Annotated in this window: 15 protein-coding genes and 2 tRNA genes; 13 read left to right on the top strand and 4 right to left on the bottom strand. The window is 71.6% G+C overall.

Annotated features, from left to right (window positions below; genetic code table 11):
- Positions 1 to 186: 186 nt before the first annotated feature.
- On the top strand, positions 187 to 1,734 hold the full coding sequence (locus ACFWGP_RS00085) for an amidase domain-containing protein (RefSeq protein ID WP_376929854.1): 1,548 nt from the start codon (positions 187 to 189) through the stop codon (positions 1,732 to 1,734).
- 3 nt (positions 1,735 to 1,737) lie between these two features.
- Here ACFWGP_RS00085 and pgm read toward each other — a convergent pair whose 3' ends face one another.
- Together pgm and ACFWGP_RS00075 are read right to left on the bottom strand one after the other, a co-directional pair.
- Positions 1,738 to 3,366, bottom strand: coding sequence for a phosphoglucomutase (alpha-D-glucose-1,6-bisphosphate-dependent) (pgm, locus tag ACFWGP_RS00080; RefSeq protein WP_376929853.1), 1,629 nt, complete (start codon positions 3,364 to 3,366; stop codon positions 1,738 to 1,740).
- Positions 3,367 to 3,507: 141 nt separating this feature from the next.
- Positions 3,508 to 4,794 (bottom strand): DUF445 domain-containing protein, encoded by a 1,287-nt coding sequence (locus tag ACFWGP_RS00075; RefSeq protein WP_376929852.1) that lies wholly within the window; start codon positions 4,792 to 4,794, stop codon positions 3,508 to 3,510.
- 48 nt (positions 4,795 to 4,842) lie between these two features.
- On the opposite strand from ACFWGP_RS00075, the gene pheA reads away from it, so the two are divergent.
- A complete protein-coding gene (gene pheA, locus ACFWGP_RS00070; protein ID WP_376929851.1) occupies positions 4,843 to 5,805 on the top strand; it encodes a prephenate dehydratase in 963 nt (320 codons plus the stop codon).
- A 31-nt stretch (positions 5,806 to 5,836) separates the two neighbouring features.
- On the top strand, positions 5,837 to 6,847 hold the full coding sequence (locus tag ACFWGP_RS00065; protein ID WP_376929850.1) for a hypothetical protein: 1,011 nt from the start codon (positions 5,837 to 5,839) through the stop codon (positions 6,845 to 6,847).
- An 8-nt stretch (positions 6,848 to 6,855) separates the two neighbouring features.
- On the opposite strand, the gene ACFWGP_RS00060 is transcribed toward ACFWGP_RS00065, so the two are convergent.
- Positions 6,856 to 8,079 (bottom strand): ROK family protein, encoded by a 1,224-nt coding sequence (locus ACFWGP_RS00060; protein ID WP_376929849.1) that lies wholly within the window; start codon positions 8,077 to 8,079, stop codon positions 6,856 to 6,858.
- 129 nt (positions 8,080 to 8,208) lie between these two features.
- On the opposite strand from ACFWGP_RS00060, the gene ACFWGP_RS00055 reads away from it, so the two are divergent.
- Together ACFWGP_RS00055 and ACFWGP_RS00050 are read left to right on the top strand one after the other, a co-directional pair.
- Positions 8,209 to 10,956, top strand: coding sequence for an alpha-N-acetylglucosaminidase TIM-barrel domain-containing protein (locus tag ACFWGP_RS00055; RefSeq protein ID WP_376929848.1), 2,748 nt, complete (start codon positions 8,209 to 8,211; stop codon positions 10,954 to 10,956).
- 127 nt (positions 10,957 to 11,083) lie between these two features.
- The gene (locus ACFWGP_RS00050) at positions 11,084 to 12,667 is read left to right on the top strand and encodes an MFS transporter (RefSeq protein WP_231428929.1); all 1,584 of its coding nucleotides are present in this window, start codon (positions 11,084 to 11,086) and stop codon (positions 12,665 to 12,667) included.
- A gap of 38 nt (positions 12,668 to 12,705) precedes the next feature.
- Here the strand turns inward: ACFWGP_RS00050 and ACFWGP_RS00045 are convergent, their stop codons facing one another.
- Positions 12,706 to 13,713, bottom strand: coding sequence for a diacylglycerol kinase family protein (locus tag ACFWGP_RS00045; RefSeq protein ID WP_231428928.1), 1,008 nt, complete (start codon positions 13,711 to 13,713; stop codon positions 12,706 to 12,708).
- 74 nt (positions 13,714 to 13,787) lie between these two features.
- Here ACFWGP_RS00045 and serS point away from each other — a divergent pair, with 74 nt between their 5' ends.
- The 8 genes from serS to ACFWGP_RS00005 form a co-directional block, all read left to right on the top strand.
- On the top strand, positions 13,788 to 15,056 hold the full coding sequence (gene serS, locus ACFWGP_RS00040) for a serine--tRNA ligase (RefSeq protein ID WP_376929847.1): 1,269 nt from the start codon (positions 13,788 to 13,790) through the stop codon (positions 15,054 to 15,056).
- Positions 15,053 to 15,883, top strand: a complete 831-nt coding sequence (locus ACFWGP_RS00035; protein ID WP_231428926.1) for an HAD family hydrolase — start codon at positions 15,053 to 15,055, stop codon at positions 15,881 to 15,883. Before serS ends, ACFWGP_RS00035 begins: the two co-directional genes overlap by 4 nt.
- A 66-nt stretch (positions 15,884 to 15,949) precedes the next feature.
- Positions 15,950 to 17,287, top strand: a complete 1,338-nt coding sequence (locus ACFWGP_RS00030) for an LCP family protein (protein WP_231428925.1) — start codon at positions 15,950 to 15,952, stop codon at positions 17,285 to 17,287.
- A gap of 126 nt (positions 17,288 to 17,413) precedes the next feature.
- Positions 17,414 to 17,498 (top strand) — tRNA-Ser (locus ACFWGP_RS00025).
- Positions 17,499 to 17,574: 76 nt separating this feature from the next.
- Positions 17,575 to 18,852: an LCP family protein gene (locus tag ACFWGP_RS00020; RefSeq protein WP_376929846.1), complete on the top strand. Its 1,278-nt coding sequence runs from the start codon at positions 17,575 to 17,577 to the stop codon at positions 18,850 to 18,852.
- Between the two features lie 97 nt (positions 18,853 to 18,949).
- Positions 18,950 to 19,038, top strand: a tRNA-Ser gene (locus tag ACFWGP_RS00015).
- A 141-nt stretch (positions 19,039 to 19,179) separates the two neighbouring features.
- Complete coding sequence (locus ACFWGP_RS00010; protein WP_231428923.1) at positions 19,180 to 19,344, top strand: hypothetical protein; 165 nt, start codon at positions 19,180 to 19,182, stop codon at positions 19,342 to 19,344.
- Between the two features lie 134 nt (positions 19,345 to 19,478).
- On the top strand, positions 19,479 to 20,314 hold an 836-nt coding region (locus ACFWGP_RS00005), incomplete at its 3' end, for a GyrI-like domain-containing protein (RefSeq protein ID WP_376929845.1).

Here is a 20,314-nt window from a genome sequence, read left to right as displayed (position 1 = left end):
CTATTAGAACAGTTGACGACGGGGTCCGCAACGTCGCGTGCAGGGTGTTGGGAGATCGCTCTCATCGTCCTCCCAGAGTTCGAGAGGGTTCCTCACAAACTCGCGTGGTGAGGTTTCGTGTCCCCCGAAACGCCGACCGGAACCCATCCCGTGTTCAAACGAATCTCCAAGACTCCGCCTGCCCCCATGCCGCAGCGCCGGCGCGCGACGTTCCGCGCGCCGGGCGCGATCGACCCCGCACTCCTCGCCGAAGGCGCGGAGGCGACGGTCGACGGCGACGGCGAGGGGGACTCGTTCGAGCACGCGGTGGAACCGGTCGGCATCCGGGAGGACTCGGCCGCGCCCGATACGGCCGAGCCCTCCCGCCCCGCGAAGGCTCGTCGCGGATTCGTGGCCGCGATGCGCGGTCGCGACGCATCGGCCGGTGCCGCAGCGTCCCCCGACGCGGCGCCGGCCGATCCGGAGGCTCCCGACGCCGGGACGCCGCAGGGTCCGGGTTCCGTTCCCCGTAACCCGGGCCCGCCGACGTCCCGTCGCCACGGCGACGGTGCAGTCGGGCCGGCCCACGGGCCCACCCGGCCGACCACGGCCGGCACGGCCGCCACGCCCGACCCGCCCGGTACCGACCCGGGCGACCGCCACCCGCGGCACCGCGCCGACCACGCGCGCAACCGACGCCCGTCGAGCGGTGCGCGCCGGCTCGTCGCGCTCGGCGCGACGACCGCGCTGTTCGGCGTGACCGCCTTCGGCGCCGTCGCCTCGGCGATCGCTCCCGACGGGTCGGCGATCGCCGTGACCGCGGGCGGCGTGCCGGGCTCGACGAGCACCGTCCGCGCGGCATCGCCGGAGGCGGCGGCGGCCCGCGACGAGATCGTCTCGACGGCGGCGCTGGCCGACGAGCGGCCGACCATCACGAGCGGGCTCTCGACCGCGTCGGTGCCCTTCACGGGCGGCACGAAGGTGACCGTGACCGGTGAGGGACTCGACCAGGTCGGCGGGGTGACGGTCGCGGGAACCGCTGCGACGATCGTCGCGGCCGACGAGGGCACCGTGACGTTCGCGGTGCCGGCGACGTCGGCCGACTCGCTCGGCGGCGTCGAGGTGAGCTTCTCGGACGCCGCGGGCAACCCGGTCCCCGTCGAGGCGTCCGCCGCGTCGGTCGCGGCCGGCGTCGACGTGCCGTCGGCGTCGACGAGCGACCTCTCGGGCATCGTCGAGGCGTCGACGAACGAGGCGCCGACCGCGCTCACGCTGAACTACACGACCGACCCCCGCATCGACGCGCAGGTCGGCTACGTGCTCGCCCACTGGAGCGACTACAACTCCGACGCGTACACCGTCCTGAGCGGTGTCGACTGCGCCAACTTCACGAGCCAGTCGCTCATCGCCCGCGGCTGGAAGATGAACGACGGCTGGTACTACGACCACGCGACCGGCGCCATGTCGCCGAGCTGGGCCAGTTCGACCGCGCTCCGGGACTACCTGCTCGGCCGCACCGACCTCGCCACCGCGCTCGACGACTCGCAGCGCGGCCTCGTCAAGGTCGGTGACATCGCCCAGTTCGACTGGGATGACTCGGGCGATCGCGACCACACGGCCGTCGTGACCCGGGTCGTGCACTCGGGCGGCACGACCCGCATCTGGGTCGGCGGCCACACGAAGGACGCCGACTACTGGGACGTCGACGAGGCGCTCGCGTCGGGCGGCTCGGTCACCTACTTCTCGCTGAAGTAGGCGTCAGCCGTCGAGCGCGCCGTCGACGATGCGCTTCGCCTCGGCCTGCACGAGCTTCAGGTGCTCGGGCCCCTTGAACGACTCGGCGTAGATCTTGTACACGTCCTCCGTGCCGCTCGGCCGCGCGGCGAACCAGGCCTCGGCCGTCTCGACCTTCACCCCGCCGATCGCGGCGTCGTTGCCCGGCGCCTTCGACAGCTTCGCGCTGATCGGGTCTCCCGCGAGCTCAGTCGCGGCGATCGCGTCGCCGTCGAGTCGGCCGAGGGCGGTCTTCTGCGCGGCGTTCGCCGCGGCATCCACCCGCTCGTAGGCGGGCTCGCCGAAGCGCTCGACGAGGTCGGCGTACAGCTCCGACGGCGACCTGCCGGTGACCGCGCGGATCTCGGCCGCGAGCAGGCACAGCAGGATGCCGTCCTTGTCGGTCGTCCAGACGGTGCCGTCGAAGCGCAGGAACGATGCGCCCGCGCTCTCCTCTCCGCCGAAGCCGACCGAGCCGTCGACGAGCCCGGGCACGAACCACTTGAAGCCGACCGGCACCTCCCAGATGCGGCGGCCGAGCGACGCGGCGACCCGGTCGATCATCGAGCTCGACACGAGCGTCTTGCCGATCGCGGCGTCGTCGCGCCAGCCCGGTCGGTGCGCGAACAGGTACTCGATCGCGACCGCGAGGTAGTGGTTCGGGTTCATGAGCCCGCCGTCGGGGGTGACGATGCCGTGCCGGTCGGCGTCGGCGTCGTTGCCGGTGAGCAGGTCGTACGCGCCCGCCTTCGCGACGACCGAGGCCATCGCGTTGCGGCTCGACGGGTCCATCCGGATCTTGCCGTCCCAGTCGAGGGTCATGAACGACCACGTCGGGTCGACGCGCTCGTTCACGACGGTGAGGTCGAGGCCGTATCGGTCGCGGATCGCCGCCCAGTAGTGCACGGAGGCTCCGCCCAGCGGGTCGGCGCCGATGCGGATGCCGCTGCGCGCGATCGCCTCCATGTCGATCACGTTCGCCAGATCGGCCACGTACGCGCCGCGGAAGTCGTAGGTCTCGACGCCGCTCGGCTCGGCCTGGTTCACGCCGCGCAGCCCGCCCTCGATGAGCTCGTTCGCGCGCGCCGCGATCCACGCGGTCGCGTCGCTGTCGGCCGGTCCGCCGTGCGGCGGGTTGTACTTGAAGCCGCCGTCCTGCGGCGGGTTGTGCGACGGCGTGATGACGATGCCGTCGGCCTCGCCCTCCGCGCGCTTCGCGGGGTCGTTGTTCCAGGTCAGGATCGCGTGCGAGAGCGCCGGCGTCGGCACGTAGTCGTCGAACTCGTCGACGAGCACCCGCACCTGGTTGCCGACGAGCACGTCGAGCGCGGTCGTCTGGGCGGGGGCGCTGAGCGCGTGGGTGTCGGCGCCGATGAAGAGCGGGCCCGTGATGCCCTGCGCCGCGCGGTACTCGACGATCGCCTGCGTGGTCGCGAGGATGTGGTGCTCGTTGAAGCTCGTCGTGAGCGACGAGCCGCGGTGGCCCGAGGTGCCGAACGCGACGCGCTGCCCGGGCACCGACGCATCGGGTTTCAGCTCGTAGTACGCCCTGACGAGCGCCTCCACGTCGATGAGGTCGGACTCGATGGCCGGGGTTCCCGCTCGCTCGTGCATGCCCCCCAGTCTGGCACCGCGCCCCGCGATGCGGGAGGGACCGGGCGTCCCGCAGACGGGCCGCGATCGTTCGACGCGTCCGCCCCGCATGGGGCGGGACTCACCTGAGGAATGGGACTGCGCCCGCCACCGGCCGGGACATCACATCGAGATGGCGAGCGCGTGCACGCCCGTCGCGACCGCGTAGATGGCGACGCCCGCGAGCGCGCCGACCACCGTGCCGTTGATGCGGATGAACTGCAGGTCGCGCCCGACCTGCAGCTCGAGCTTCTCGGTCGTCTCGCGCGGGTCCCAGCGCTCGACGGTCTCGGTGATGACGCCGGCGATCTCGTGCCGGTAGTTGCGCACGACGTAGGCCGCGGCATCCGTCACCCAGTCGTCGACCTTCGCCGCGAGGGCGTCGTCGGTCGCGAGGCGGGTGCCGACCTCGACGATCGCCGCGCGCAGTCCGGTGCGCAGCTCGCTCGAGGGGTCGGCGAGCCCGTCGACGAGGGTCGCCTTCACGGCGGCCCACGCCTCGCCCGCGAACTCGCGCACGCGCGGGCTCGCGAGCAGCTCGGCCTTGAGCCGCTCGACCCGGGCGATCATGGCCGGGTCGTGCTGCAGGTCGTCGGCGAGCTCCGCGAGATAGCGGTCGATCGCGAGGCGCAGCGGGTGCGCGTCGTCGGCGCGCACCGCGCGCACGAAGGCGAGCACCTCGCGATGCGCGCGGTCGTCGACGAGGCGGTCGACGAAGCCCGGCACCCACCGCGGCAGCCGCTCGGAGACCATGCGCCCGAACGCCTCCGGGTGCCCGGCGAGCCACGACTCGGCCTTCTCGAGCACGGCGTCGACGGCGGCGCGCTGCTGGTCGGCCGCGACGAGCTGCGCCCCGATGCGGCCGATCGCCGGCCCCCACTCGGGCTCGAACAGGTGGCGGCGGGCGAGGCGTTCGATCACGTCCTCGACGTCGTCGTCGCCGAGCATCGTGAGCACGCCGCGTGCGGCGACGGAGGCTTCGGCGGTCACCCGTTCGGCGTTCTCGGGCGCCGCGAGCCAACCGCCGACCCGCCGCGAGATGCCGATCGAGCGCAGCTTGCCGAGCACGACCTCGTCGGAGAGGAACTCGTGCTCGACGAAGGCCCCGAGGCTCGCCCCGATCTCGTCCTTGCGCCGCGGGATGATCGCCGTGTGCGGGATCGGCAGTCCGAGCGGATGACGGAACAGCGCCGTGACCGCGAACCAGTCGGCGATCGCGCCGACCATCGCGCCCTCGGCGGCGGCGCGCACGTAGCCCATCCAGGCGATCTCGTCCTGCAGGGCGAACGACGCTGCGAACACGACGGCGGCCACCGCGAGCAGGCTCGTCGCGACGCGCTTCATGCGGCGCAGCGCGATGCGCCGCTCCGCATCGCCCGGCACGGCCCTCGTGATCGCCGCGGTCTCCACGTGGGCAGTATCGCAGTCGGCTCCCGCCCCGCTCGTTAGGCTTGGCGCATGACGACGGATGCCTCGGCGACGCCCCCTCACGAGACGTACTCGTATCTCGGGCCGGCGGGCACCTTCACCGAGGCGGCGCTGAAGCAGGTGCCCGAGGCGGCGGGCAAGCACTGGCGCCCGGTGAACAACGTCGGCGAGGCGCTCGCCGACGTCGTCGAGGGCCGTTCGACGGCCGCGATGATCGCGATCGAGAACTCGATCGACGGGGGAGTGAGCGCCACGCAGGACGCACTGGCGACCGTGCCGGGCCTGCGCATCGTCGGCGAGTACCTCGTGCCGGTCAACTTCGTGCTCGTCGCCCGCCCGGGCACGACGCTCGCCGAGGTCCGGGTCGTCAACGCCCACCCCGTCGCGTACGCGCAGTCGCGCGGCTGGCTCGAGCGCGAGCTGCCGAACCACGGGCACATTCCCGCGACCAGCAACGTGCAGGCCGCGGCATCCCTGTTCGAATCGGCGCAGGCCGACGCGGCCGTCGCCCCGCCCGGCATCACCGAGCACCTCGACGTCGACGTGCTCGCCCGCGACATCGGCGACAACCCCAACGCGGTGACCCGCTTCGTGCTCGTGAGCCGGTCGCGCGTCGTCCCGGCGCCGACGGGCGCCGACAAGACGAGCCTCATCGTCGAACTGCCCGACGACGAGCCGGGCGCGCTGCTCGAGATGCTCGAGCAGTTCTCGACGCGGGGCGTGAACCTCTCGCTCATCCAGTCGCGGCCGATCGGCGACGCGCTCGGCCGGTACCGCTTCGTGATCGATCTCGAGGGGCACGTCGAAGACGAGCGGGTCGCCGACGCGCTGCTCGGCCTCCGCCGCTACTCGCCGAAGGTGATCTTCCTCGGCTCCTATCCGCGCGCCGACCGGCGCGAGATCGAGTACCACTCGAAGTACGATGACGAGATCTTCATCGAGGCCCGCGACTGGTTGCGCGGGCTCTTGAGCGGCGAACCCGACGGCGCCTGACGGCGGCGCGGGCTCACGGAGGGGGTCGACGATGACCGGGGCACGTGAGGGCATCGACCCTCGCTACGACGCGCGGTTCCAGCGCGGGTATGACGGGCACGGGGCGGATGCCTCGGCCGCGGGCCGTGCGCAGGGCGTCGAGCCGACCGTCGCGGCGACGGCGTCGGGCACTGGGGCGTCCGGCACCGCGGCACCGATCGTCTCGGAGGCGTCGTCGGCGGCGAGCACGGCATCGGTCGCATCCCCGGCCGAGAACGTGCCGGTCGAACGCGACACCGACGAGGAACTCGACCTGTTCGCGGTGCTCGAACCGGATCGCGACGACGCGGCGGACCTCGAGCGCGACGACGACTCCGGCCGCTCGGATCCAGTGCGGCGCGACCCGCTCGATTCCGCACCTGTCCACACGGGGATGCCCGACGAGGACGATGGGTTCGGTCCAGCGCCGGAGCCCGCGGCAGAGCCGCTCGGACGCCGTACCTGGGTGTGGCTCGCTGCGGGGTGGGCCGTCACCGGGGCGGTCACCGTGATCGGTGCCTGGCTGAGCTGGCTCACCAACGCGGACACGAGCTGGTACGCGAGCCCGTCACCGGCCGAAGATCCCACTGCGCAGTTGCTGCGCACCCTCGGCTGGGCGATGTCGCCGTCGTTGCTCATGGCGGGTGGGGTCGGACTCGTCGTCGTGACCGCGATGGCGGCCCGGCTCTGCGAGGCGGACTCCCCGCGAAGCGGGTTCGCGCGCTCGGCCGCGTGGTGGGCGCTCGTCGCGATCGCCGCGGCGGGCCTCATCGCGATGCCGGGACTGATCGGCGCGATCCAGGAGACCATCGTGCTGAACTCGGGCATCGTGGTCGACGGCAACGGCATGGTCGTCGACGACACGCAGCAGGCGCAGCTCGACGCGATGGCCCGCGGCCAGTTCGCCCAGGCGGTCATCGGCACCATCGCGCTCACGGTCGTCGCGGCGGTCGTCGCGGTCGTCGTGCACGAGGCGCACCGCGCGCTGCGCCGTCCTGCGGCGAGATCGACGCAGTCGAGCTGAGCCCGCGCTCAGCGGGCGGACCTCCGCGCCCTCGTGCGCGCGTCGGAGCCGAGGCCGCCGTCGAGCGCCGACTCCCAGGCCGACCGCACGGCGGCGGTGACGGCGCCGCGCACCACCGTGTTCTCGGCGAACGGCGACAACCGCACCTCGATCGGTGCGGCGCCGATCGCGGTGAGCCGTCGTTCGAGGGCGGCGGTGAGCACATCGCCGCCGCGCGCGATGCCGCCCGTCACGTAGACCCGGTGCAGGTCGAGCGCGAGCAGGATCGGCGCGAGCGCCCGCGCGGCGACGTCGGCGAGCTGGTCGACGATCTCGGTGGCCGCGCGCTCGCCGTCGTTGGCCCGCTCGAACACGTGGGCGGCGGCGGCCTCAGCGCCGAGCTCGGAGGCGAGTCGGGTGAACGGGTCCCTCGCCGCGACGAGCCGGGCGATCTCGTCGATGTGCTCGGCGCCGACCACGGCCTCGAGCGTCGCGCGCTCGCCGCTCCACGGGTCGGTCACCATGAGCGCGCCGATCTCGCCGGCGGCTCCGAGCGGGCCGCGGTAGAGCCGACCGTCGAGCACGAGGCCGGCGCCGAGCCGCTCGCCCCACTGCACCGTCAGGAACGACGGCGGGCAGTCGTCGAGCTCCGACATGGCGAGGGCGGCGAGATTCGCGTCGTTGTCGAGGTCGACGTCGACGCCGAACCCGCGGCCGAGCTCGCGGGTCAGGTCGAGGTCGGTCCACGCGTCGATGCCCCGGATGACGCGCACGCGCCCCTCGGCGCGGTCGATCATGCCGACGCTCGCGACCGAGACCGCCGCGATGCCGTCGCGTTCGAGGGCCGCCGCGGCGAGGGCGCGGTCGACGGTCGCGTTGACGAGGCGCAGCAGCTCGCGGCCGTCGTGCACCTCGTGGAGGGCGTTCGCCTCGGCGATCACGGCGCCCGCGGCGTCGGCGACCTCGGCGACGACGCGGTGCAGTCCGATGTCGACGCCGAGCACGTGGAAGCGCTCGGGCGTCACCGAGAACCGCGCTGCCGGCCGCCCGAGGGCGCCGAGCGGGTCGTGCCGGCGCAGCCAGCCGTCGGCGTCGAGCTCCTCGATGATCGTGGCGACGGTCGAGCGGGTGAGGCCGGTGCGCTCCGCGATCTCGACGATGCGCACCGGCTCGCCGCCGGAGCGCAGCTCGTCGAGCACCCTCGCGGTGTTGTAGCGCTTGAGTCGTGCGGTGCCGACGATCGGGTCGTTCATGCGGCCTCCGTTCCGGCGGTTAGTTTAGCCGAGACTTTACGTTAAGACCTTGCGTAAAGGTCGGAGGTCTGATTGGGTCGGGATGGCGGCGCGATCCGCGCCGCATCCGAACGACCGGCGAAAGGCCCGATGATGCACCCAACGCCCAGACGACGTCGACGAGCGGCCCTCGCTCCGCTCGCCACGATCGCGACCGCACTCCTGCTGACGACCGGCACCGCCGGCGCGGCGAACGCCGAGCCTCCTGCCCGCGACGCGAAGCTCGACGTGCCGCCCAAGACGGCGCGGGGCCTCGAGCCCGCGCGCGACGCCGTCGAGCGGCTGCTCGGCGAGGCATCCGACGGGTTCGATCTCGCGATGCTCGAGTCCGCCGACGGCGCCGACGCCTACGAGATCACCTCGAAGCGCAACCACGTGCGCGTTGCGGCGACCGACTCGGCGACGGCGATCGCCGGGGTCAACGCCTACCTCGCCACGATCGGCCAGTCGGTCTCGTGGAACGTGCGCAACCTCGACCCCGAGGCGGCGCTGCCCCTGCCCGCCGAGCCGATCACGGCGACGTCGAACGTCAGCCACCGGTTCTACGGCAACGACACCGAGGACGGCTACACCGGCGCCTACCGCACCTGGGACGAGTGGGAGCGCGAGATCGACGAACTCGCCGCGCTCGGCTTCAACGAGGTGTTCATGCCGGTCGGCTCCGAAGCGGTCTACGCCGAGGTGCTCGAGCAGTTCGGCTACTCGGCCGAGGAGGCCCGCGCGTGGATCCCGCTGCCGGGTCACCAACCCTGGTGGCTGCTGCAGAACATGTCGGGCTATCCGGCCGGCACGAGCGAGGCGCTGCTCGAGGAGCGCACCGAACTCGGTCGCAAGATCGCCGACCGGCTGCGCGAGCTCGACATGACCCCCGTGCTGCCCGGGTACTTCGGCACCGTGCCGACCGACTTCGCCGACCGCAACGCCGACGCGCGCGTCGAGCCGCAGGGCGGCTGGGTCGGGTTCCAGCGCCCCGGCTGGCTCGACCCGAACTCGGCCGTGTTCCCGGCGGTCGCCGAGGCCTTCTACGAGGCATCCGAGGAGAAGCTGGGCGCCTCGAACGCGTACAAGATGGACGTGCTGCACGAGGGCGGCCGCCGCGGCAGCGTCGACGTGCCCGCCGCGACGCGCGCGATCGAGACGGCCCTGCAGACGGCGCAGCCCGGGGCGACCTGGGTGCTGCTCGGCTGGCAGAACAACCCGCCCGAGGATGTCGCCGCTGCGGTGGATCCCGAGACGACCTTCATCGTGGACGGCCTGTCGGACCGCTGGGCGCGCGGCGACCTCGAGGCCAAGTGGAGCGGGGTGCCGTACGCGTTCGGCACGATCTGGAACTTCGGCGGGCACACGACGATGGGTGCCGAGCTCGCGAAGTGGAACGAGCTGTTCGACGAGTGGCTGAACCGTGACGGCAGCCGCGTCGACGGCATCGCGGCCCTGCCGGAGGGCGGACTCAACAACCCTGCCGCGATCGACTTCTTCGCCGGTCTCGCGTGGCGCGACGGCCCCGTCGACGTGAACGCGTGGTTCGACGCCTGGACCGAGCGCCGGTACGGCGTCGACGACCCGGAGCTGAAGGCGGCCTGGCGCATTCTCGCAGAGACGGCCTACACCCTGCCCGACAACGAGGGCTACAGCGAGGCGCACGACGGGCTCTACGGCGCCCGCCCGTCGCTGTCGGCGAGCGCCGCGGCGACCTGGTCGCCGGGCAGCCTCTCGTACGACCCCGACCGGTTCGCCGAGGCGCTCGACCACCTGCTCGCCGCCGCTCCCGCCGCGGGCGGGAACGCGAGCTACCGGTACGACCTCATGGATGTCGCGCGCCAGGTGACCTCGAACACCTCGCGGGTGCTGCTGCCGCAGCTGCAGCAGGCCTACGGCATGCGCGACCGGGCGGCCTTCACCGGGCTCAGCGAGGAGTGGCTCGGCAACATGGACCTGCTCGACGCGATCGTCGCGACGCAGCCGCAGACGCTCTTCGGCCGCTGGATCGCCGACGCACGCGCCGCGGGCGCCGATGCGGCCGAGGCCGACCGGCTCGAGTTCGACGCGCGGTCGATCGTCACGACGTGGGGCGACCGCAGCGCCGTCGACGCCGGCCTCAACGACTACGCGAACCGCGAGTGGCAGGGTCTCGTCAGCACCTACTACAAGGACCGGTGGGAGCGGTTCTTCGCGAGCATCCAGACGGCCTTCGACACCGGCAGGGCCCCGGCGTCGATCGACTGGTACGCCGTCGGCGCCGAGTTCACGGCGTCGACCGACACCTCGGCGTTCCTCACCGAGCCCGAGGGCGACATCGTCGAGCTCGCCGGACGCGCGGTCGAGGCCCACGACGCGACCGTGCCCGACGTGCCCGAGCCGCCGACGGCGGGCGAGCACTTCCTCTCCGACCTGCCGTTCGCCTCGGCGTCGCTCAACGCGGCCTACGGGCCGATCGAGCGCGACACCGAGATCGGCGAGGCCGCGTACGGCGACGGCAAGCCGATCCGGCTCGCCGGCGTCGAGTACGGCAAGGGGCTCGGGGTCAACTCGCCGACCACGATCGGATTCAACCTCGGCGGGCAGTGCTCGGCGTTCGCGGCGGTCGTGGGCATCGACGACATCATGAACAAGGCGGGGGCATCGCCCAACGTCATCTTCCGGGTCGTCGCCGACGGCGAGGTGCGTTACGACAGCGGCGCGATGACGAAGGGGCTGGCCGCCGACGTCGACGTCGACGTCACCGGTGTCGAGCGGCTCGAGCTCGTGGTCGACCCGAACGCGGCGGGCTCGCCCGCCGGCCAGGCCGAATGGTGGGACCGCGCGGACTGGGCCGACGCGATCGTGACCTGCGGCTGACGCAGGCGCGAACCGGGGGGCGGGACCGGCCGGCCGGCCGGCCCCGCCCCCGTCTGCGCGCCGTTTCGGACCGCTTCGAACCGGAGCGGGCCCTTCCGGCCCGGCCGCGGGTGTGCTTGAGTGAGCCATGGACTCTCGCGGCACCGCCGAAGGGCGGTTCAACGGCAAGCTCGCGCTCCTGCTCGCGATGGCCATGTTCGTGCTCGTGGTCGACACCTCGCTCATGAACGTGTCGATCTCCGCGGTCGTGCGCGATCTCGACACCACGGTGAGCGGCGTGCAGGGCGCGATCGCGCTCGAGGCCCTCGTCTCGGCGGCGTTCATCCTCATCGGCGGCAAGACGGGCGACCTCATCGGCCGGAAGCTCGCGTACGTCCTGGGCCTCCTCGGCTACGCGATCGGTGCGATCGCCATGGTGTTCGCGCAGGACCTCACCGCGATCATCATCTTCTGGGCGGTGATCGGCGGCATCGGCGCGTCGCTGCTGCTGCCTGCGATGCAGTCGCTCATCCACGGCAACTTCGAGGGCGACCACCAGAAGCGGGTGTACGCGCTCGTCGGCGCCTCGGCGGCGATCGCCGCCGCCGTCGGGCCCCTGCTCGGCGGGTTCATCACGACCTTCCTCTCGTGGCGGGTCGGTTTCGCGCTCGAGGCGCTCATCATCGCCGTGGTGCTCGCGGGCATCGGGCTCGTGAAGGATGTGCCGTATCACGGCGATCGGTCGGTCGACATCGTCGGCGCGCTGCTCTCGATCATCGGAATGGGGGGCGTGGTCACCGGCATCCTCGTCTGGCAGGAGGGCGGCGGCTACGTCGGCCTCATCATCGGCATCGGCGTGCTTGGCCTCGGCCTCCTCGTCTTCTGGCTGCGCAACCGCAAGCGCGCCGGCAAGCCCGTGCTGCTCGACCCGGCCCTCTTCGAGTCGAAGATGTTCCGCACCGGGGCGAGCGGGCAGCTGCTGCAGCAGATCGCCCTCGGCGGCACCATGATCGTGCTGCCGATCTACCTGCAGATGGTCTTCGAGTACAACGCGCTGCAGGCCGGGCTCTCGATCGCGCCGCTCTCGCTCAGCATGTTCGTCGTCGCCCTGCTGGCCGGCCGCGGGCTGAGACGCAGGCCGGCGAGCATCATCCTGTGGGGCTTCGCCCTCGTTGTCGTGGGCGTCGGGGTGCTCGTGCCGATCGTGCCGATCGCCGACTCGGGCTGGTACCTCACGCTGCCGCTCATCGTCGCCGGATGCGGCCTCGGCCTGCTCGTCTCGCAGCTCAACAACTACACGCTGTCGCCGATCTCCGACGAGCGGGTCAGCGAGGCGGCGGGTGTCAACTCGGCGGCCGGCTCGTTCGGTCTCTCGTTCGGACTCGCCTTCGCGGGGGCGATCATGCTCGCGACGCTCGCGTTCACGTTCACGGCGAGCGCCGAGTCGAGCACGGTGCTGAGCGCCGAGGAGGCGCAGCAGGTCTCGACCGTCCTCGAGGAGGACGCCGAGATCATGACCGACACCGGGCTCGCCGAGCTCCTCGTCGACCAGCCGCCAGCCGTGCAGGAGGAGATCCTGCGCATCAACACCGACTCGCGCTTCATCGCCCTGCAGGTCGCGCTCATCGTGCCCATCCTCGCGGGGCTGCTCGGCGTGCTGAACGCGCTGCGCATGCGTCGGCTCCCCGACCCGAAGGCCTCCTCGTCGGCGGAGGGATCGATGCTCGGCTGAGGGTCTCGACTCGCCTCGCTACTCGACCACCGGAGCGGTCAGCGCGGCACGCGCACGACGAGCGACGCCGGGTCGACCTCGAACCGCGCCGCGACGACGGTGCCGAACTCGTCGCCGTCGATCTCGAACTCCTGCGGCCCGCCCTCGATCGCGAGGTCGACGTTGCGACCACGCGAGTACGCGACGACCTGCCGGCGGTTGCCACCCGTGAGGTCGAGCACCTGCCGGCCGATCGCGGTCTTGCGCATGACCCGGTTCTCCCACGCGATGACACGCCACACGAACAGCCAGCCGAACAGGTTGCGCGGCTGCAGCCGCACGACGTCGAGGCGGCCGTCGTCGATCTCGGCGTCGGGGATGAGCTCGAGGTTGCCCGGCAGGTAGCCGAGGTTGGCCACGAGGATGCTCGACACCCTCGACCGGTGGTGCCGGCCGCCGTCGAGGCGGTGCACGATGCGGAACGGCTCCGAGTTCGGCAGCGCCCGCAGGCCCGCGTCGACGTAGGCGAGCCAGCCCACCTTCTTCTTGAGGTCTGGATTCGTGTTCGCGATCATCGTCGCGTCGATGCCGATGCCCGCCATCACGAGCGACGCGTGCGCCTCCGTGCTGCCGTCGGGCCGACGCACGCGGGCGATGAGCACGTCGACCGCCCGGTCGAGCCCGGCGAACGCGAGCACCACGGCGTCGTCGACGTCGTTCACCGGGATGTCGAGGTTGCGCGCGAACAGGTTGCCCGTGCCGAGCGGCACGATGCCCATCGGGACCCCGGTGCCCCGCAGCCCGGCCGCGACCGAGCGCACGGTGCCGTCGCCGCCGGCCGCGATCACGAGGTCGGCGCCGGCCTCGACCGCTTCGCGGGCCATGCCCTTGCCCGGGTCGTCCTCGGTGGTGTCGATCCACAGCGACGGGGCGAACCCCTGCCGCTCCTCGGCGCGCTCGACGGCGGCGCGGAGCGCATCGACCCCCGACTTCGTGGGGTTGCTGATGACCGCCGCGCGCGGGCGCGGCTCCGAGCCATCCGCGCTGGTCTGGTGCTGGGCCGTCACACTGCCAACGGTACGGCACCCGCGCGCGGGAGTTCGCTGAAGACCCGTGGATGCCGCGGGCTAGACTTGCTCGGGTGATCGACCCCGTGCTGCTCCGCGAGAACCCCGACCTCATCAAGCGTTCGCAGGAGCTCCGTGGCGAGTCCTCGGCGCTCGTCGACGAGGCCGTCGCCGCCGATTCGGCGCGCCGCACCGCGATCACCGTCTTCGAGACGCTCCGCGCCGAGCAGAACGCGTTCGGCAAGCAGGTCGCCCAGGCCCCGAAAGACGCGAAGGCCGCGCTCGTCGCCCAGGCGCAAGAGCTCGCGGCGCGGGTCAAGGCCGCGAACCAGGCGGTGAGCGACGCCGAGGCCGAGTTCACGCTCGCCGTGCAGAAGCTCGGCAACATCGTCATCGACGGCGTGCCCGCCGGCGGCGAGGACGACTACATCGTGCTGCGCGAGGTCGGCGAGATCCCCGCGTTCGACTTCGAGCCGCGCGACCACCTCGAGATCGGCGAGCTGCTCGACGCGATCGACATGCCGCGCGGCGCGAAGGTGTCGGGCGCGCGCTTCCACTACCTCAAGGGCGTCGGCGCCCGCCTCGAGCTCGCCCTCATGAACATGGGCCTCGACCGCGCGATCGCCGCAGGGTTCACCCCGCTCATCACGCCGACGCTCGTGCGTCCCGAGATCATGAACGGCACCGGGTTCCTCGGCGCCCACGCCGACGAGGTGTACTACCTGCCAGAGCAGGAGCTGTACCTCACGGGCACGAGCGAGGTCGCGCTCGCCGGCTACCACGCCGACGAGATCATCGACGTGTCGAACGGCCCGATCCGGTACGCCGGCTGGTCGACCTGCTACCGCAGCGAGGCCGGCTCGCACGGAAAGGACACGCGCGGCATCATCCGCGTGCACCAGTTCAACAAGCTCGAGATGTTCACCTACATCGACCCGGCCGAGGCCGAGGCCGAGCACGAGCGCCTGCTCGCGTGGCAGGAGGAGATGCTGCAGAGCCTCGGGCTCGCGTACCGCGTCATCGACACCGCGGCGGGCGACCTCGGCTCGAGCGCCGCACGCAAGTACGACATCGAGGCGTGGGTGCCGACGCAGAACGCGTACCGCGAGCTCACCTCGACCTCGAACTGCACGACGTTCCAGGCACGCCGCCTCGACATCCGCCACCGCACCGAGAGCGGCAAGACCGCGCCGGTCGCGACCCTCAACGGCACGCTCGCGACGACCCGCTGGATCGTCGCGATCCTCGAGACGCACCAGCAGTCCGACGGCTCGGTGACCGTGCCCGAGGCGCTGCGGGGCTATCTCGGCGGCCTCGAGCGATTCGAGCCCGTCGCGCGATGAGCGAGCAGGCGACGGCGAGCGAGATCGCGGCTGACCAGTGGTTCGTCGCGCTCGACGTCGACGGCACGATCATGCACGAAGACGGCACGATCGACGATCTCGTCGCCGACGCCGTGGCCGCTGCGGCCGACCGGGGCCACCTCGTCACGCTCGCGACCGGTCGCTCGTGGGCGACGACGCGGCCGGTGCTCGAACAGCTCGGGCTCACGCCCGAGTACGTGGTGTGCGCCAACGGCGCCATCACGATGCGCCGCGACGACACCGCCGAGGGCGGGTACTCGCGCGAGCACGTCGAGACGTTCGACCCGACCGCGGTGCTGGAGCGCATCCGGGCGTTCCTGCCGTCGGGCAAGTTCATGGTCGAACTCCCCGACGGATACCGGCTCTACACCGCGGGCATGACCGAGTGGAACCTCGAGAACGCCCGCGAGGTCGTCTTCGACGAACTGCTCGACCAGCGCGCCACCCGCGTCGTCGTGACGAGCCTCGAGCACGGGCTCGACGAGTTCTTCGAGATCGTCGACCAGATGGGCCTGCACCACGTCAGCTACGCGATCGGGTGGACGGCGTGGCTCGACATCGCGCCCGACGGGGTCAACAAGGCGACCGCGCTCGAACGGGTGCGCGGATGGCTCGGGGCCCGGGCCGACCGGGTGCTCGCCGTCGGCGACGGCCGCAACGACCTCGAGATGTTCGCCTGGGCGGGGGCCGCCGGTCGCGCGGTCGCGATGGGCCAGGCGCCCGATGAGGTGCGGGCGGCGGCCGGCGAGGTGACCGGCGCCGTCGAGGAGGCCGGACTCGCGTCGATCCTCGACACGCTGCCCTGACCGGGGAAGACGCACAGGCCGCGTGGGGGCGCGGCAAATAGACTCGTGTGGTCGGGAGGGGACGACGTGGAGCACCAGACCGAGGAGCCGGGCGACGCCGCGGCGCCGGTCGGCGCGCCCGAGCCGACGCGTCACGGGCGCCTGCCGCGGCACACCGGGCCGCGCGCGACCCTGAAGCTCGTGGCATCCGTCGTCGCCGTGGTGGCGGTGAGCGCGACCGCGGTGGCCGCCTACGCGGCCGTCGACCTCGTCGGTTCGGTCAAGCAGGGTGCCTCGCTCGCGAGCGAGGACATGCTCGCGGGGGTGCCCGACATCGGTGCGATGGACGGCGGCCTCAACTTCCTGCTCGTCGGCAGCGACAAGCGCCCTGCCGACGGCTCCTTCGGCGACCCCGAAGAGGATTCGGGCATTCTCAACGACGTGAACATGCTGCTGCATGTCTCGCAGGACCACTCGCACGTCGAGGTCGTGAGCTTCCCGCGCGACATGATCGTGCCGGTGCCCGAGTGCCCAGACCCGGTCGATCCGGCTTCGGGCCCGCTGTCGGCGATGTCCGGCGTGCCGCTCAACAGCGTGCTGGAGCATGGGGGCCTCACGTGCATCGCGATGACGATCGAGCAGCTCACGGGCACGAAGATCCCGGTCGCCGGCGTCGTCGAGTTCAAGGGCGTTGCCGCCCTGTCTGAGGCCGTCGGCGGCGTCGAGGTCTGCCTCGCCGACCCGATCGACGACCGCGACTCGGGGCTCAAGCTCTCGGCAGGCACGCACAGCATCAAGGGTTTCGAGGCGCTCGCGTTCCTGCGCACGCGAAAGGCCGCCAACGACGGCAGCGACCTCGGGCGCATCGCGAGCCAGCAGGCCTTCCTCGCGTCGCTCGCGCGCACGCTGCAGTCGAGCGGCACCCTGAGCGACCCCGTCAAGCTCTACTCGATCGCGAAGGCCGTGCTCTCGAACATGGAGCTCTCGAAGGAGTTGCAGAACCCGGCCCGACTCATGTCGATCGCCCGCGCGCTGCAGGACACCGACCTGTCGAAGATCGCGTTCGTGCAGTACCCGACGGCCGACTACGGCGACGGCGTGCACGTGCAGCCCGCCGAGTCGGCCGAGGTCGTGAACCTCGCCCTGCAGGAGGACCGCCCGGTCGTCATCGACCCCAGCGCGAACGACAACGCGGGCTACGGCACCGCCGACCCCTCGGCGCCCGCGGTCGAGCAGGCGACGACCGACGCGGACGCGGAGACCGTGACCGCCGATGAGGCGCAGTCCGCCGACGACGAGCAGGCCGCCGAGGAGGCGCCCGCGTCCGATGCGCCGGCGACGACGCCGGCCGAGGAACAGTTGCCTCCCGACGTCACAGGGCTCACTGGCAACGAAGTACGCTGCGTCACTGGAAACAGCGACTGACCGGGGCATCCGACTCGCCTCAGGGCTCTTTCAGGCGCGACTGACAGGCTGTCGAGAGCGCAATTCGGCTAGAATCGGGGCCTGCCTGCACGATCTCCTCCGCCCCGGAGGGGGTCGCACGGGCATGGAGGGCTGTCCGAGCGGCCGATGGAGCTGGTCTTGAAAACCAGTGGGCAGCAATGCCTCGTGGGTTCGAATCCCACGCCCTCCGCGCGACCCGACAGGAGAGGACCACGGTGAACGAAGCGTTGCGACCCAGCTCGCGTCGCGCCGCGAAGAACCCTGCGGTGGCGCGCCACGGACGGCTCGGCCGTCACTCGATCTGGCGCACGCTCGCGAAGGTGACGGCGTCGTTCGTCGCCGTCGCACTCGTCTCGGGCGGCGCGGTCGCCGCCTACGCCGCGTGGGACCTCGCGAACACGCTCAAGCCCACGGTGTCGCTCGGCAACGCCGACGTGCTCGAGGGCGTGCCCGACGTCGGCGCGATGGAAGGCGGCGTGAACGTGCTGCTCATCGGCAGCGACAGCCGTGAGGGCCAGGGCGACGCCTTCGGCGACCCCGACGAAGAGACCGCGGTGCTCAACGACGTCACGATGCTCCTGCACATCTCGCAGGACCACTCGCACGTCGAGGTCATCAGCTTCCCCCGTGACATGTTCGTCGATGTGCCGCAGTGCGTCGACCCGGCCGACCCGGCCGGCGAGCCGCTCTACGAGCAGTACGGCGTCAAGATGAACTCGGTGCTGTCGTACGGCGGCATGCCGTGCGTCGTGAAGACGGTCGAGCAGCTCACCGGTGTCACCATCCCGTTCGCGGGCACCGTGCAGTTCATGGGCGTCGCCGCGATGAGCGAGGCCGTCGGCGGCGTCTCGGTCTGCGTCGCCGAGCCCATCGAAGACGAGCACACCAACCTCTACCTCACCGCCGGCGAGCACGACCTCAAGGGCCTCGAGGCGCTCCAGTTCCTGCGCACCCGGCACGGCGTCGGCGACGGCTCCGACCTCGGGCGCATCTCGAACCAGCAGGTCTTCATGTCGGCGCTCGCGCGCAAGCTGCAAGACGGCGGCACGCTCGGCGACCCCGTCGCGCTCTACTCGATCGCCAAGGCGGCGCTCGCGAACATGGAGCTCTCCGACACGATGGCCGACCCGACGACGATGGTCTCGATCGCGAAGGCGATGAAAGACGTCGACCTCTCGAAGATCGCCTTCATCCAGTACCCGACCGGCTACAGCGACGGTGGCGTCGTGCCGAGCGACTCGGCCGAGATCGTGAACCTCGCCCTCCAGCAGGACACCCCGGTCACCTTCGACCCGACGGCCGACGACGCGACGTTCGCGTCGTCCGGCGACCCCAGTGCGCCGCCGGCCGAAGAGACCGCGACCGACGGCGAGGCCGGAACGGCCGCGCTCGCGACCGAGGAGAGCGGCGAAGAGGCACCTGCTGAGGACACCGCCGAGGTGCCGACGCCGACCCCGTCGACCGAGCCGCTGCCGAGCGACGTCACGGGTCAGACCGCCGCCGAGACCCGGTGCTCCGCGGGCCGCACGCTCGAAGACCAGTAGACCGCCGCTCGCCGAAGCTCGTCGAGGGTGCTCGAATCGTCTTTCGGAGGATCGTCGGGTTATGATGGCTGTCGCGTGTGCGCTTGCGTACCCGCGAGGAGACGTCGCATAGTCCGGTCGAGTGCACCACCCTGCTAAGGTGGAGTCCCCGTAAGGGGACCGCGGGTTCAAATCCCGCCGTCTCCGCTCGAATGGCTGTTTGAAGAACTGAATTCGCGAAGGCTCCTGATCGGTTGTCGGGGGCCTTCTTGTATTGTTCGGGTGCTTCGTGTTTCGTCCGGGTGAGTCCCATTTCGGCCGGGTGCGGATCGGCGTATCGTCTCGACCATGTGGACAGTACTCGTGATCTTGCTCGTGGCATGGGTGGTGCTGTCGATCGTCGGCTTCGCCTTCGACGGTCTGCTGTGGCTCGCCATCATCGGAATCGTGTTGTTCGTCGGCACCCTGATCTTCGGGATCATCCGACAGCGCGCCCGTCGAACGAAGGCCTGACCCCGGATCCCGACCCGAATCTCCTGGACGAGGTCAGGCCGCGGTCGCGCGGCGAACCGCGATGATCGAATCGAACCCGAACGATCGGGTGCCGGGCGGGCGCGACGCGCAGGCTGGAGCGTGAAGGGAGAACCGTGATCGCTCTGCTCAACCGGCTCGTCGACACCGTCGAGGCGCACCTGTCCGACGAGCTCGACATCGCGGCGCTGGCCCGGAGTCTCGGCACGACCGAGTTCCACCTGCGCCGGATGTTCTCGTCGCTGGCGGGACTGCCGTTGTCGGACTACGTACGGCGCCGGCGCATGACGGTCGCCGCGACCGACGTCCTCCACGGCGACCGGCTGCTCGACATCGCGGTCCGCTACGGGTACGGCTCGACCGAGGCCTTCGGCCGGGCGTTCCGCGCCGTGCACGGCGCCTCGCCCGCAGAGGTCCGGCGTCACGGCGGCCCCCTTCGCGCACAACCGAAACTCAGGTTCCGCCTGACCATCGAAGGGAACGACACCATGGACACCCGCATCGCCGATCGCCCCGGCTTCCGCCTCGTCGGCCACGCCGCTCGCGTGCCGCTCATCCACGAGGGGGTGAATCCGCACATCCAGGCGCACATCGCCTCGTTGCCCATGGCCGAGCACGCCCGGCTCAAGGCGATCGGCGAGACCGAGCCGTCGGGCCTCCTCCAGGTGAGTGCCGAGGTCGACGCCGACTATCGCGAGGGCAGCGAACTGACCTACCTGCACGGCGTGGCCGTCGAGGCGGCGACGCCGGTGCCCGAGGGGCTCGACGTGATCGACGTCGCACCGGGCGCCTGGGCGGTGTTCCGCACGTCGGGCCCGTACCCGGCGGCACTCCAGAAGACCTGGGCGGCGACGGCATCGGAGTGGTTCCCCTCGAACCCGTGGCGACTGCGACCCGGCCCGTCGATCGTCGCCGTCGTCGACCGCGCCGAAGACTTCAGCACGGCGACCAC

It is taken from the genome of Agromyces sp. NPDC127015, assembly GCF_042725165.1.
In the GTDB taxonomy this organism is placed as follows: domain Bacteria; phylum Actinomycetota; class Actinomycetes; order Actinomycetales; family Microbacteriaceae; genus Agromyces; species Agromyces chromiiresistens.
Note: the sequence above shows the minus strand (reverse complement) of the source record. Positions and strands in the feature narration are given on the sequence as shown.